The organism is Streptomyces sp. NPDC043996, from assembly GCF_056435225.1.
The window spans coordinates 204,379-217,088 of sequence record NZ_JBWKEY010000002.1; the positions used below are offsets into that span (position 1 = coordinate 204,379).

General features: G+C 73.9%; 12 protein-coding genes. 5 read left to right on the forward strand and 7 right to left on the reverse strand.

Annotated features, from left to right (window positions below; genetic code table 11):
- Both AC07A4_RS05490 and AC07A4_RS05495 read right to left on the reverse strand, forming a co-directional pair.
- A complete protein-coding gene (locus AC07A4_RS05490) occupies window positions 1-1,251 on the reverse strand; it encodes a hypothetical protein (RefSeq protein WP_478593332.1) in 1,251 nt (416 codons plus the stop codon).
- A 98-nt stretch (window positions 1,252-1,349) separates the two neighbouring features.
- A complete protein-coding gene (locus AC07A4_RS05495) occupies window positions 1,350-1,502 on the reverse strand; it encodes a hypothetical protein (RefSeq protein ID WP_478593335.1) in 153 nt (50 codons plus the stop codon).
- Window positions 1,503-1,932: 430 nt separating this feature from the next.
- On the opposite strand from AC07A4_RS05495, the gene AC07A4_RS05500 reads away from it, so the two are divergent.
- From AC07A4_RS05500 to AC07A4_RS05510, 3 genes are read left to right on the forward strand one after another with little or no spacing between them, the layout of a single operon-like run.
- Entirely contained in the window at window positions 1,933-2,700 is a 768-nt protein-coding gene (locus AC07A4_RS05500; protein WP_478593337.1) for a uracil-DNA glycosylase family protein, read from the forward strand.
- Complete coding sequence (locus AC07A4_RS05505) at window positions 2,700-4,253, forward strand: amidohydrolase family protein (protein ID WP_478593339.1); 1,554 nt, start codon at window positions 2,700-2,702, stop codon at window positions 4,251-4,253. The genes AC07A4_RS05500 and AC07A4_RS05505 overlap by 1 nt, the downstream gene beginning before the upstream one ends.
- Window positions 4,250-5,839 carry a S41 family peptidase gene (locus AC07A4_RS05510; RefSeq protein WP_478593341.1) on the forward strand — a complete coding sequence of 530 codons (1,590 nt, stop codon included), beginning with the start codon at window positions 4,250-4,252 and terminating at the stop codon, window positions 5,837-5,839. Before AC07A4_RS05505 ends, AC07A4_RS05510 begins: the two co-directional genes overlap by 4 nt.
- 89 nt (window positions 5,840-5,928) lie before the next feature.
- Here AC07A4_RS05510 and AC07A4_RS05515 read toward each other — a convergent pair whose 3' ends face one another.
- Window positions 5,929-6,828, reverse strand: coding sequence for an aminoglycoside phosphotransferase family protein (locus AC07A4_RS05515; protein ID WP_478593344.1), 900 nt, complete (start codon window positions 6,826-6,828; stop codon window positions 5,929-5,931).
- 187 nt (window positions 6,829-7,015) lie between these two features.
- Between AC07A4_RS05515 and AC07A4_RS05520 the strand changes: the two genes are divergently transcribed.
- Together AC07A4_RS05520 and AC07A4_RS05525 are read left to right on the forward strand one after the other, a co-directional pair.
- The gene (locus AC07A4_RS05520; protein WP_478593346.1) at window positions 7,016-7,762 is read left to right on the forward strand and encodes a helix-turn-helix domain-containing protein; all 747 of its coding nucleotides are present in this window, start codon (window positions 7,016-7,018) and stop codon (window positions 7,760-7,762) included.
- 77 nt (window positions 7,763-7,839) lie between these two features.
- Window positions 7,840-8,226, forward strand: coding sequence for a hypothetical protein (locus AC07A4_RS05525; RefSeq protein WP_478593347.1), 387 nt, complete (start codon window positions 7,840-7,842; stop codon window positions 8,224-8,226).
- Window positions 8,227-8,255: 29 nt separating this feature from the next.
- Here the strand turns inward: AC07A4_RS05525 and AC07A4_RS05530 are convergent, their stop codons facing one another.
- The 4 genes from AC07A4_RS05530 to AC07A4_RS05545 all read right to left on the reverse strand — a co-directional run bounded on the left by AC07A4_RS05530 (window position 8,256) and on the right by AC07A4_RS05545 (window position 12,541).
- Complete coding sequence (locus tag AC07A4_RS05530) at window positions 8,256-9,314, reverse strand: PHP domain-containing protein (protein WP_478593349.1); 1,059 nt, start codon at window positions 9,312-9,314, stop codon at window positions 8,256-8,258.
- Between the two features lie 52 nt (window positions 9,315-9,366).
- The gene (locus tag AC07A4_RS05535) at window positions 9,367-10,758 is read right to left on the reverse strand and encodes an NADP-dependent succinic semialdehyde dehydrogenase (RefSeq protein WP_478593352.1); all 1,392 of its coding nucleotides are present in this window, start codon (window positions 10,756-10,758) and stop codon (window positions 9,367-9,369) included.
- A gap of 264 nt (window positions 10,759-11,022) precedes the next feature.
- Complete coding sequence (locus tag AC07A4_RS05540; RefSeq protein ID WP_478593355.1) at window positions 11,023-11,277, reverse strand: EF-hand domain-containing protein; 255 nt, start codon at window positions 11,275-11,277, stop codon at window positions 11,023-11,025.
- A gap of 85 nt (window positions 11,278-11,362) precedes the next feature.
- Entirely contained in the window at window positions 11,363-12,541 is a 1,179-nt protein-coding gene (locus AC07A4_RS05545) for an abortive phage infection protein (protein ID WP_478593358.1), read from the reverse strand.
- Between the last annotated feature and the right edge of the window lie 169 nt (window positions 12,542-12,710).

Below are 12,710 nucleotides of genomic sequence, written 5' to 3' on the forward strand. Positions count from 1 at the left end.
TCAGGCGTCCTTGACGAGCCAGGCGTACTTGCCGGACGCGCCGATGGCGAGGTGCTCGCGGTGCTCGAGCGCGCTGTCCCGGGCGGTCAGGCGCGCCACGCCGTCGCGCAGGGCGTCGGCTTCGGCGGGGGCGAGCGGGGCGCCGTCGAAGGTCGTGTAGCGCAGCAGGGCGCGGCCGGTGCCGCGGGCGTCGAGCTGGTGGACGAAGACGCGGGGCGAGGCGGCGGCGACCACGTCGTCGAGGTCGCCCTGCGCCACGAGGCCGCGCGGGGTCTTGAGGAGTTCCTTCTCGCGGCCGCAGAAGCGGGTGATGCGGGCCGGGTCGGGCGAGCCGTCGTCGGTGCGGACGCAGTCGCCCGAGCGGTAGCGCACCAGGGGCATGTGCGGGTTGCGCACGCTGGTCACGATCAGCGCGTGGACGCGGTCGTTGCCGGGCTCGACGGGGATCAGCTCGACGCTCATCCGGTCCAGGTAGGGGTGGTAGCGGCCGGTGCGGTCGCTGTAGAAGAGGTAGCCGAGCTCGGTGCTGCCGAACAGGTCGACGACCGGGCAGGTGAAGTGGTGCTGGAGGTAGCGCCGCACGTTGAGCGGCGTGTACTCGTAGGCGTGCACGATGCTCGCGGGCCGGGGGAAGGAGCTCCACAGACCCCAGTCGACCGCCTTGCGCACCAGGTGCGCGAGGTGGGGTCCCGAGCAGTCCAGGTGGTAGCGGCCGCGCGGGTGGGCGGCCGCCGCGGCGCGGATCTCGTCGATCATGCGGACCACGTCGTCGCGGTCCCACAGGGCCGGGTCGCGGCGGAGGTTGACGTAGCACGTCCGCTCGTCCAGGCGCCGTTGCTCCAGGTCGGGCAGCGGGTCCGGTTCGGCGTCGGGTCCGCCGTGCTTGCGGGCGTTGACCCGGGCGACGTGCTCGGTGGCGAGGACCGTGGTGAGGGAGATCCGCGGGCAGCCCTGGTGCCAGGTGCCGGCGATGTCGGGGTGCTCGCTCCACAGCCGGTAGTAGGAGTTGAGCAGGAAGTAGGGGGGCCGGATGATCTGCATGCGGGCGTGGTTGGTGCCTGTGGAGAGCACGAACTCCGCCTCACCGGCTTCCAGGGCCGCGGCGAGGGTGGGTGTCATCCAGTTGTCAGGAAAGCCCCGGGCGATCTCCGGCTTCTCCAGGATGGGGAAGTGGCCGCGTTCGACGGACGGCCGGTAGATCGGAATGTCCTTGACCTGGTCGACGACATCGGCGCTGGGCTGACCGCTCATGACCACCCTTCGGGTCTTTCGGTACGTGGGGGGGCGGCTGGCCCGGCACGCCGTGGGGGCGCGCCGGGCCAGCCGTAGCAAGGGCAACTAACGGATACTCAGGAAATACAGCCGGACTTCGCCGACGCGCTGACGCACCCCGCCTTGTCGGCGCTGATGCAGCCGTCCTTGCCGGATGCCTTCGGCGAGTTCAGGGCGGTCCACTGGTTCCAGACGTCGTCCTGGGCCATCTTCGCGATCAGCTTTTCCACGTCGTACCTCCTGGGAAGAGTGAGGGTGCGCGGTGGGACGCGGACGCGTTCACCGCCGCAATTGAAGGTAAAAGCGAGCCCAAGTGAAAGTCAAAGCCAGGCAATGCCGTAATGACTCAAAAGCCGCCTGACACGTGCACTTTGGCTTGATCCTTCGCTGCCCGCAGCGTGCTGTTCTCCTTTTCTTCACCATTACGCCATCAGAGGCGCACGGGAAAGCGCGGGGGCTTCGCGGTGGTGTCCGCGGTGTTGGTCAGCGCTCCCCGTGTCCGAGAGGCACCAGCGTTTGCGGGGGCCTGAGGGGAGTGCTCCACTGAAGCGGACACCGGTTTCGGCCACAGAGCCCAGGCCACGCCCCGTGGCCCGCGCTCCGACGGCCCGCGACCGCGCCGGGCCCCGCGAGGTCCGACCGGTGAGGAGGCGTTGTCCCATGCCGGAGTTCGACCGCGGGCCCACGGCCCAGTTCGCCGCGTTGTTGTCCCAAGTGCCGGATCCGCCCGTCAAAGAGGCGTTCTGGTTCGACTGGGGCCCGATCTTCTACCGCGGCCGTCTCGACGGCTCGGCCCGGGTGCTCATCGTGGCCTCCGACCCCGGGCCGACCGAGCGGATCGCCGGGCGCAGCCTCGTCGGCAACGCGGGCCAGCGCGTGCAGGGCTTCCTCAGCAAACTCGGCCTGACCCGCAGTTACGTATGCCTCAACGCGTGGGCGTACGCCGTCCACCCCAGCCGGTCCTTCGCCATGAAGGACCGGCTCGCCGACCCCGAGCAGGCGGCCTGGCGCAACGCCGTCTACGACCGGGCCACCGACACGACGCTGGAGGCCGTCGTCGCCATGGGGTTCATGGCGCAGGAGGCGGTGCGGCAGTGGACCACGCGGCCGCCGTCCACGCTCGTCGAGGTCCCGCACCCCTCAAGCCCCGACCCGGTGGCGCTCCTGGACGCCTGGCGCGACGCGATCGCCGAGCTGCGCGCGGTCGTGACGCCGGACGACGACGGCGACAACACAGGGCCCACCTACGGCACCGAGTTCCTGGAGTCCGACTACGGCGCGATCCCCCACCGCGACCTGCCCTTCGGCGTGCCGCACTTCCTCGGCGACGACGCCTGGGTGCGCGCCCAGGGCGGCGGCCCGCGCAACTCCGTCACCCGGCCGTCCCCGGACGACAAGCACACCCTGATCTGGAAGGCGCCCACCTGATGGCCCTCGTCCTGCTCGGCACGGTGGTCACCTGCGACGACGAGCACCGCGTCCTCGACCCCGGCGCCGTCTACGTCGGCGACGACGGCCGCGTCGCCGCGGTGCGGGAGGCCGGACAGGCGCCGCCCGCGGGCTTCTCCGGCGCCCCGCGGATCGACACGGGCGCGCTGATCCTGCCCGGCCTCATCGACCTGCACAACCACCTGCTGTACAACACGCTGCCGCTGTGGGAGGCCGTCGGCGTCCCCTATGAACACCACGACATCTGGGTCAAGGAGAAGGACCCGCCCGACTACTCGACGTCGGTCAGCTGGCCCGCGCGGGTGCTCGGGCAGGCCGCCCCCGAGGCACTGCTCAAATACGTCGAGGTCAAAGCGCTGGTCGGCGGGGTCACGGCCATCCAGGGCGCACCCCCATCGACGCGTCCCGTCAACGGCTGGCTGCTGCGGATCATCGACACCGAGAAGCTGCCCGCGGGCAGGGACATGGTGATGACCGCGGCGCTCCAACTGGACGCCGAGGAGCTGCGCGAGGACCGGGCGCCGAAGCTGGACGGCACCCGGGTACTGATCTACCACGTCGCGGAGGGCCGGGCCGGATCGATCGTCCACCGCGAGTTCGACGACCTCGAACCGTGTCTGAAGCCGGGCTTGATCGGTGTCCACGCCACCGCCCTGACCGCGGCCGACTTCAAGAAGTGGCGCGATGCGGTGGCGGCCGTCAACGCCGAGGAGAAGCCGACCGTGGTGTGGTCGCCGTTCTCCAACTACTGGCTGTACCACGAGACGACGGACGTGGTCGAGGCCGACAAGAAGGGGCTGCGGATAGCCCTCGGCTCCGACTGGTCGCCCTCGGGCACCAAGAACGTCCTGGGCGAACTCAAGGTCGCCGACGCCGTCAACCGCCATGAACTCGGCGGCCGCTTCACCGACCGGGAGCTGTGCGACATGGTCACCGCCAACCCGGGCGACGCCCTCGCGACCGCCTGGGGGCCGCAGGTGGGGCGCATACAGCGGGGCGGCGCCGCGGACCTGCTCGTCCTCGAACGCCACGCCCCGGCCGCCGACCCCTACCGCAACCTCATCGACGCCACCGAACGGCACATACGCCTGGTCCTGGTGCGCGGGCGGCCCTACTACGGCACGCAGGCGCTGATGACGGCCGCCGGGGCAACCGACACCAACGTCCTCACCGTGGCGGGCCACAAGCGCCGCGTGGCGGTGCGCCAGGCCGGCAGGCCCGACGCGCTGCTCGACTGGCCCGGCGTCAAACGGGCCCTGGAGAAGGTGCGCGAGGACCCGGTGGCCGCCTGGCGCGCCGCGCAGGACGCGCTCGCCGACTGGGGCGGGCCGCTCGACGACCCCGAGGCGCCGCTCGCCCTGTTCGGCGACATGCCGGAAGGCGACCTCGGGGCGTTCGCCGCCGCGGGCGAGATCCCCCTCGACCTGGTCGTGCCGCGCCTGGACCCGCTCGCCCACGACGCCGCCTACTTCGCCGCCGTGGCCCGCAGCCGGGTCCCCCAGCTCCAGCACCTCGCGGACTACTACCCATGAGAGCCACGAGCACCACGGTCGCGGAGCCGTCGCGCGCGCTGCCGGACTCCGTCGGGCTCGCGGAGTTCCTCGCGTCCGTCGAGGCCGACCCGCTGCCGCTCGCCGACCGCCACCGCCTCGTGGCCGCCGCCCGCGTGCTCCTCGAAGAGCTGTACGTGCACCTGCCGCTCAAGCGGGCGATGCACGCCACCGACCCCGTACAGCGCCTTCGCCTGCTCGAACGCCGCCTCGCGCCCCTGAGCGAGCTGCAGTTCCACGCCGAGCTCACGGACGTCTTCCGGTCCCTGCGCGATCTGCACACCGGCTACCAGCTGCCCGACCCCTACCGCGGCCACGTGGCCACGCTGGGCTTCCTCGTGGAGCGCTACAGCGACCCGGACGGCACCCCGCACCACATCGTCTCCAAGATCGACCCCTCGCTCGTGCACGCGGGCCTCGACGTCGGCGCCGAGCTCGAGGCCTGGAACGGCGTTCCCATCGAGCGGGCCGTCGAGCGCCACGCCGCCGCGCAGGCGGGCTCCCACGCCGACGCCCGCCTCGCGCGCGGCCTGGAGTCCCTGACGCTGCGCCCGCTGCGGACCACTCCCCCGCCCGACGAGCACCGGGTGCTCCTGACGTACCGCACCAGGACCGGACGCCGCCGCGAGACCCGGGTGCCGTGGCGGGTGCGGGCCGTCGAGCAGCGCGCGGGGCGGGCGCAGGACCCCGTCCCCACGCTGGCCACGGGCCTCGGCATCGACCTCGGCGGCGAGGCCGTGCGCCAGGTCAAGCGGTCGCTGTTCGCGCCGCCCCGGGCCCGGCGCTCGGCCGCCCGGGCCCTGCGCAGCGCCGTCGACCACCGCACGCTGCGCATCCGCGGCCGCTCGTACGGGTACGTGCGGGTGTTCTCGTTCAACGTGGCGGGCGCGCGCCCCTTCGCCGAGCGGCTGGCGCGGATCGCGGCGGGCGCCCCGGCGGCCGGGCTCATCGTCGACGTCCGCGGCAATCCGGGCGGGCTCGTCCCGGCCGCGGAGTCGGCGCTGCAGGTCCTGAGCGACCACCCGGTCACTCCGGTGAGCTTCTCGCTGTCCACCGCGTCCGCCGCGCTCGCCCTGACCCGGGCCAACCCGGCCTTCCGCACCTGGGCGAGCTCGATCCGCGCCGCCCTGGAGACCGGCGAGGCGTACTCGCAGGCCTTCCCGCTCACCGACCCCGAGGCGATCGCCGCCGGGCTTCCGCGCCACACCGGTCCGAAGGTCCTGATCACCGACGCGCTGTCCTACTCCGCCGCCGACATCTTCGCCGCGGGCTTCCAGGACAACGGCCTCGGCCCCGTCCTCGGGACCGCGCGGCGCACCGGCGCGGGCGGCGCCAACGTGTGGACGCACGAACTGCTGCGCGTGTGGCTGCCCGAGCTGCTCGGCGAGCTGCCGCGCGGCGCCGGGTTCCGGGTGGCCCTGCGCCGGGCCACGCGGGCCCGCGACAGCGTCGGCGTGCCGCTTGAGGACCTCGGCGTGCAGGCCGACGAGCTGCACCGCCTCACCGAGCGCGACGTCACCGCGCACAACCGGGACCTGCTGGCGGCCGCCGCCGCGCTGCTCGGCTGAGGCGCCCCCGCGAGGGCGCCCCGCGCCGGACGCCTTCCGGTCGTCTTCAGCGCACCGGCACGCCGCCTTTGACGCACCGTCAGGGTGGCTCAGGCCTCGTCGAGCACGGCCCGGATCACCTGGCGCGCGTTGGCCGCCATCGCCGGGTTCGTCTCGCGGTAGTACGGCAGCGCGATCACCGCCTGCGACAGTGCCCGCCCCCGGCCGCGCCGCCAGGTCGCCTCGTCGACGTCGAGCGCCGCGCGGAAGGTCCGCCGGGCGCCCGGCGGCAGCAGGTTCCACGCCGGGAACAGGTCGCAGGCCGGGTCGCCCACGCCCGTACAGCCGAAGTCGATGACGGCGGTCAGCCTGCCGCCCGCCACCAGGAGGTTGCCCGGCATCAGGTCGGCGTGCAGCCACACCGGCGGCCCCGCCCAGGCGGGCGTGTCCAGCGCGTCCTGCCAGGCGGCGGCCACGGCGTCGCAGTCGACGCCCTCCTCGGGGATGCCGCGCAGCTCCTCGATGGCCTTCCGGGTCTCCGCGTCCTGCGCGGACAGGGGGCCGCCGCGGTGGGCGAGGGGGCCGCCCGGCAGGGTCACGGCCCGCATCCGCGCCACGAACGCGGCCAGGTCCCCGGCCAGGAGCCCGGGCTCGGCCAGCGCCCCCGCCTCGGGATTCGCGCCCTCCTGCCAGCGGTACACCGACCACGGCCACGGATACCCCTCGGCGGGCTCCCCCGCCCCGAGCACCTCGGGGACGGCGACGGGCAGCAGCGGGCCGAGGCGCGGCAGCCACTCCCGCTCCAGGGCCACGTCCGAGGCGCCGCCCGCGACCAGCGGAAGGCGTACGACCATGTCCTCGCCGAGGCGGTACATGGCGTTGACCGTGCCGCCCGACGGGAACCGCCGCACCGGCAGCCCCGCCCAGGCCGGGAACTGCCGGGCCACCAGGCGCCGTACGAGGCCGTCGTCGAGGGGGTGCTCCCCCGGATGCATCTGCCCTGTGCTCATGGGCGCCATCCGACCTGCGGATACGGCCGCGCGTCCATCACTTTTCCGCCGTACGCGAGGTGTCCGCGCCCGCCCCATTCGGCCGGTCCGGCCCTCCACCGCCGTCCCTCGCCGTGCCTATCGTGGTCCGGTTTCGCACACCGGGCGGTCCGGGGCCCACGAGGGTCCGGGGCGAGGGGGAGACACCATGGACATCGGGAAGGCGCCGGCCGCGGACGGCGGGGCGGGCCCTCCTGCGGGCAGGGCCGTACTGGAAGGGGCGTTCCTGCTCCTGGAAGAGCTGGCCCGCGTGGGCGAGGCCGGAGTCACCGAGCTCGCCCGCGGCACGGGGCTGCCGAAGTCGACCGCGCACCGGCTCCTCGACCAGCTCCTCGCCCTCGGCGCGGTGGAACGCCACGCCGGGCGCTATCGCATCGGAGCGACCGTGGCCCGCCTGGGCCGGTCGTGGTCGACGTACCGCGCGCTGGAGCGGACCGCCGCCGTGCCGCTGCGGCAGCTGGTCGCGGCGACGGGGGCGACCGTCTGCGTGGTGCTGCCGTCCGGCGGCCGCATGACGGTCGTCAGCGGGGTGGCCGCGGCGGCCAGCGACGTCTTCCCGCACCTGCCGGGGCAGTTCCTGCCGCCCGACAGCGCGGCCGACGTCGTCTTCGCCGCGTCCGGGCGCGAGGCGGACCCGCCCGACGGCCACTCGGCCGCCCAGTGGGGCCGCAGGCTGCGCGCGGCACGGGAGCGCGGCGCCGACGTCCACCAGTACGAGTGGGGCGGCGAGCGGTCCTGTCTCGCGGTGCCCGTGCGCGCCCCGTCCGGCGCGGTCGTCGCGGCCGTCGGCGTGGCCGTCGTCGACACCGGGCGCCTTTCCGCCACCCTCGAGGCCGCCCAGCGCAGCGCGCGGATGCTGGGCACGCGAATGCGGCGCGCGCCGCGTAACCAATGATCTTGCCCGGCGTTGGTCCGCCCGGACGCCCGTGACGCCTGGTCACGGGCCTGAGGAACATATGAGGGCGGCCCACCATGCTCGACATCACCAAGAAGCTCGCCGCGGGGATCGCGGTGGCGGCCGCGGCGCTCGGCTGCGTCGTCGCCACCGGGCCATCGGCGGTCGCCGACGGCAAGTGGTGCAACCACTCGGTCTGCATCGAGACCTATGACTCGGGGACGTACCTGGGCCGGGTCGAGGTCTCCGTCACCAACACCAACCAGCCGCACCGCATCAGCGCACGCGTGTGGACCACGAACGGCTGGAGCGCCCGCACCAAGGTGGAGGACGTCGCCGCGTTCCGCACCTACCGCGACCAGGCCTACCCGCAGCGGCACTTCCCCGCGGGCACCCGGCTGTGCGCGGAGGGCTTCCGCGGCGGCGCCAGCGTGGGCCTGCCCTGCGTCACGATCACGAACTGACCGACCGCCCACCGCGCCGGTGCGCCCCGTCAGCCCTCCGTCCGAGGGCGGCGGGGCGCACGCGCGCCAGGGGCGGCTCCCGACCGGCCCGTCCACGCGAGCACGTCCTCGGCGCTCCAGGTGGTGACGACGCGTTCGGCGGGCACCCCGCACTCCTCGGCGCGGGCGCAGCCGACGTGACTCCAGTCGAGCTGGCCGGGCGCGTGGGCGTCGGTGTCGATGGCGAACAGGACGCCCGCGTCGACGGCCCGCCGCAGCAGCCGCCGCGGCGGGTCCAGGCGCTCGGGCCTGCTGTTGATCTCCACGGAGGTGCCGGACTCGGCGCAGGCGGTGAACACGGCGTCGGCGTCGAAGGCGGACTCGGGCCTGCCCCGTCCGGTGACGAGGCGGCCGGTGCAGTGGCCGAGGACGTCCGCGTGCGGATGGCGCACGGCGGCGACCATGCGGCGGGTCATGGCGGCCGCGTCCATGCGCAGCTTGGAGTGCACGGAGACGACCACGACGTCGAGCGCGGCGAGCAGGTCCGGCTCCTGGTCGAGGCCGCCGTCGTCGAGGATGTCGCACTCGATGCCGGTGAGCAGCCTGAAGGGGGCCCAGGTCTCGTTGAGCCGGGCCACCACGCGCAGCTGCTCCCGCAGCCGGTCCGGCGACAGGCCCCGGGCGACGGTGAGGCGCGGCGAGTGATCGGTGAGGACCGCCCACTCGTGGCCGAGGGCGCGGGCGGCGCGGCCCATCTCCTCGATGGTGCTGCTGCCGTCGGACCAGTCGGAGTGCAGATGGCAGTCGCCGCGCAGCAGGGCGCGCAGCCGCTCACCGCCGGACACCGGGGGCGGCTGTGTCGCCTCCTCCAACTGGGCCAGGTACGCCGGGACGTGGCCCTCCAGCGCCTCGCGCACCACCTGGCCCGTCGTGGGGCCGATGCCCTTCAGCGCCTCCAGGGTGCCCGCCCGGGCCCGCTCGGCGAGTTCCTCGGGCGGCAGGGCGGCGATCACGGCGGAGGCGGCGCGGAAGGCGCGCACGCGGTAGGCGGGGGCCTGGGAGCGCTCCAGCAGGAAGGCGATGCGGTTCAGCGCCGCGACGGGCTCCATCCGTGCCGCCTTCCGTTCCGGGACGCGGTCAGGCTTCCGTTCGAGGACGTGCTCAGGCGCCGTGCCACACGGTGGTGGTGTTGCAGAACTCCTTGATGCCGTGGCCCGACAGCTCCCTGCCGTATCCGGAGCGCTTGACGCCGCCGAAGGGGAACGCCGGGTGCGAGGCGGTCATGCCGTTGAAGAAGACACCGCCCGCCTCCAGATCGCGTACGAAGCGCTCCTGTTCGGCCGGGTCCGTGGTCCATACGTTGGAACTCAGTCCGAACGAGGTGTCGTTGGCCAGGGCGACGGCCTCGTCCACGTCCGCCACCCGGTACACGGTGGCGACCGGCCCGAAGGTCTCCTCCCGGTGGACCCGCATCCGGGGCGTGACGCCGGTCAGGACCGTCGGCTCGTAGTAGAACCCTCGTTCCAGTCCTTTGGGCCGCTGGCCGCCGCAGACGGCTGTGGCGCCCTGGCGCACGGCGTCCTCGACGAGTTCCTCCAGGTCCGCACGGCCCTGTTCGCTGGCGAGCGGGCCCACGTCGGTGCCCTCCGCCAGGGGGTCGCCGACGGTGAGCTCCCGCATGCCCGCCGCGAACCGCTCCAGGAACGCGTCGTACACGTCGGTGTGCGCGAGGAAGCGCTTGGCGGCGATGCAGGACTGCCCGGCGTTCTGCGCGCGTGCCGTCACGGCGGTGCGGGCCGCCGCGTCCACGTCGGCCGACGGCATCACCACGAACGGGTCGCTGCCGCCGAGTTCGAGGACGGTCTTCTTGATCTCGTCGCCCGCGACGGCGGCGACCGAGCGGCCCGCGCCCTCGCTGCCGGTGAGCGTGGCGGCGGCGACCCTCGGGTCGCGCAGGATGTCCGCCACGGCGTCCGAGCCGACGAGCAGGGTCTGGAAGCAGCCCGCGTCGAACCCCGCGCGCTGGAACAGGTCCTCCAGATACAGGGCGGTCTGCGGCACGTTGGACGCGTGCTTCAGGAGCCCGACGTTGCCCGCCATCAGCGCGGGCGCGGCGAACCGCACCACCTGCCAGAGCGGGAAGTTCCACGGCATCACGGCGAGGACCACGCCGAGCGGGCGGTAGCGGACGAAGGCCCGCACGCCTCCGGAGTCACGCACGTCGGCGTCGTCGGGGTGCTCGTCGGCGAGCAGGCCCTCGGCGTGGTCGGCGTACCAGCGCATGGTCTTGGCGCACTTGGCGGCTTCCGCGCGGGCGGCCGCCACCGGCTTGCCCATCTCGGTGGTGAGGGTGCGCGCGACGTCGGGCGCGTCCCGGTCGAGGAGGTCGGCCGCGCGCCGCAGCGCCTGAGCGCGGTCGCCGAAGGGGGTGGTGCGATGGCGCTCGAAGGCGGCCGCGGCGCGGCCGATGCGCTCCTCGATCTCGTCGGCGCCGAGCGGCGCGAAGGTCCGCTCGGTCTCGCCGGTCGCCGGGTTCACCGTCGCGATGGGCATCCCTCTGGCCTCCTTGCGCATCGATGTCGTGCGCCTTTCTCGACCCTGCCCGCTCCCCGGCCGGGGCGCAACGCGGACACCGGACTCAGCGGAAGTCGGCGGCGTGGTCGCGGGCCCACCGGGCGTACGTACGGGTCGGTACGCCGGTGATGTCGGCCGTGGTCAGCCACGGGACGTCCGGTTCCACGAGCCCTTCCGGCGCCTTGAACCCCTCCGGTGGCCCCGCCCCTGCCGCCCTGTGCTTCCCTGACCCGTGGGCCGTCCTCAGCGCCAGCCGAAGCGCCGGTCCACGACCGCCGAGAACTCCTCCAGGGTCAGCACCGCGTCCCCGTTCTGGTCGGCGGCGTCGAACAGCGCCGAGGAGGCGTCGGCGTCGCCCAGGCCCCAGAACGGCAGGTCCCCGGACGCGGCGAGGGACGGGCCCTTGGTGCGCAGGGCCGTGATCACCTCCTCGCGGGTCAAGGTGCCGTTCCTGTCGAGGTCGAGCGCCTCGAACAGTTTTCGGGCCTTCTCACTCATCGTGTTTCCCCCATGTCTGTGGCCGGCGGGCGGGTCCGCGCCGGTGGTCGGCGGGCGGGCCCGCCGTGGTCACGAACGACAACGCCTAGCGCACCGCGCCGGTTCCCGCCCGGGCGAAGTGCCGGGCCACGGCGTGGAAGGACTCCTTCGGCTCCCAGTGCCAGCGCGCGGTGGGGGCGTCCTCGGTCTTCCAGAGGGCCTTGGTGAGGCTGTAGCTGGCCATGTCCAGGTCATAGCGGCGCTCGCGGCGGTGCGGCGCGTCGGGGGTGACGAACTCGTACACCATGGCCGCGTACAGGTCGAGCTGTTCGAACACGTGCAGGACCTGGGTCAGATACCGGGCCTGCGCGCGCTCGCTGCGCACGTAGCCCGGGCGGATCTCCGGCTTGGGCTTGCTGTAGTCGACGATGTTCCAGCCCATGCCGCCCTCCCCCGAGGCCCCCCTGAAGGTGCAGGCGCCGGACTCGGTGATCGCCACGGGCTTGCCCCACCGCCGGTAGGGCCTGAGCTCCTTGGCGTAGCCGCGCGGGTCGGCGAAGGACGAGTAGTAGTTGACGCTGACGACGTCGAACAGGCGCCAGTCGACCTCGTCGCCGTGTGCCGCGCCATAGGTCACCGGGCCCTGGAAGACCCGCCGGGCGGTCCGGGCGGCCAGCGGGATCAGCCGGTCGAGCTTGCGCTGGGCCGCCGCCGGGTCCCAGTTGCCCTTGAGCATGTTCTCGACCCGTTCGAGCGCGTTGTCTCCGGGCACGATGCCGGGCACGAACAGCACGAACTCGCAGCCCACGCTCAGGCACACGCGCGCCCCTTGGCGGCGAAGGCGCTCGGCCCGCCGCCCGGTCTCGGCCAAGTGGTCCAGGATGTCGCGCTCGGGTACGTCGGCCAGGCGCGGCTGGAGCCACACGTGCATCCCGTGCCCGGCCGCCTCCTCGGCGGTAGCGGTAAGACGCTCGACGCCGGTGCCGTAGGCGACCATCGAGTTCGCGTGCAGGGCGCGCCGGATGGTGCGGACGTCGGCGCGCATCCGGGTGCGGTCCCAGCCGGTGTGCGGGAACTCGCCGTCCTCGCACTCGTACATCACGCCCCGGTAGGTGAGGCCGCGCCGGGTGCCCGCCCGGTCTGCCGCCGGGGGCGTCGCGGCCGCCGGTCCCCCGGACAGAGCCGCCGCAGGGCCCCCGGACAGGGCCGTGCCCACCACCGCGGCGGCGCCCACCGCCGCCGCCCCGCTGAGGAAGCCGCTCCTGGTCATGCCCGCGTTGGTCATCGTGTGCTCCCGCCGTCGTCTTCGGATCGCCCTCAGCCTCGGCCCTCGGCAGCGTGCGGCTCTTCGGCCTTTGGTCCCCGCGGCCGTATCGAAAGTCGACGCCGCGCGCGCCGGAGGTCGATGGCCCGCCGCGCCGGGCCCGCCGCGCTCCGCTCCCCGAGATGTTCAT

Coding starts and splice junctions, on each gene's coding strand:
- AC07A4_RS05535 (WP_478593352.1), bottom strand. CDS start 10,758: ATGCCCATCGCGACGGTGAACCCGGCGACCGGCGAGACCGAGCGGACC.
- AC07A4_RS05500 (WP_478593337.1), top strand. CDS start 1,933: ATGCCGGAGTTCGACCGCGGGCCCACGGCCCAGTTCGCCGCGTTGTTG.
- AC07A4_RS05520 (WP_478593346.1), top strand. CDS start 7,016: ATGGACATCGGGAAGGCGCCGGCCGCGGACGGCGGGGCGGGCCCTCCT.
- AC07A4_RS05490 (WP_478593332.1), bottom strand. CDS start 1,251: ATGAGCGGTCAGCCCAGCGCCGATGTCGTCGACCAGGTCAAGGACATT.
- AC07A4_RS05510 (WP_478593341.1), top strand. CDS start 4,250: ATGAGAGCCACGAGCACCACGGTCGCGGAGCCGTCGCGCGCGCTGCCG.
- AC07A4_RS05530 (WP_478593349.1), bottom strand. CDS start 9,314: ATGGAGCCCGTCGCGGCGCTGAACCGCATCGCCTTCCTGCTGGAGCGC.
- AC07A4_RS05540 (WP_478593355.1), bottom strand. CDS start 11,277: ATGAGTGAGAAGGCCCGAAAACTGTTCGAGGCGCTCGACCTCGACAGG.
- AC07A4_RS05525 (WP_478593347.1), top strand. CDS start 7,840: ATGCTCGACATCACCAAGAAGCTCGCCGCGGGGATCGCGGTGGCGGCC.
- AC07A4_RS05515 (WP_478593344.1), bottom strand. CDS start 6,828: ATGAGCACAGGGCAGATGCATCCGGGGGAGCACCCCCTCGACGACGGC.
- AC07A4_RS05505 (WP_478593339.1), top strand. CDS start 2,700: ATGGCCCTCGTCCTGCTCGGCACGGTGGTCACCTGCGACGACGAGCAC.
- AC07A4_RS05545 (WP_478593358.1), bottom strand. CDS start 12,541: ATGACCAACGCGGGCATGACCAGGAGCGGCTTCCTCAGCGGGGCGGCG.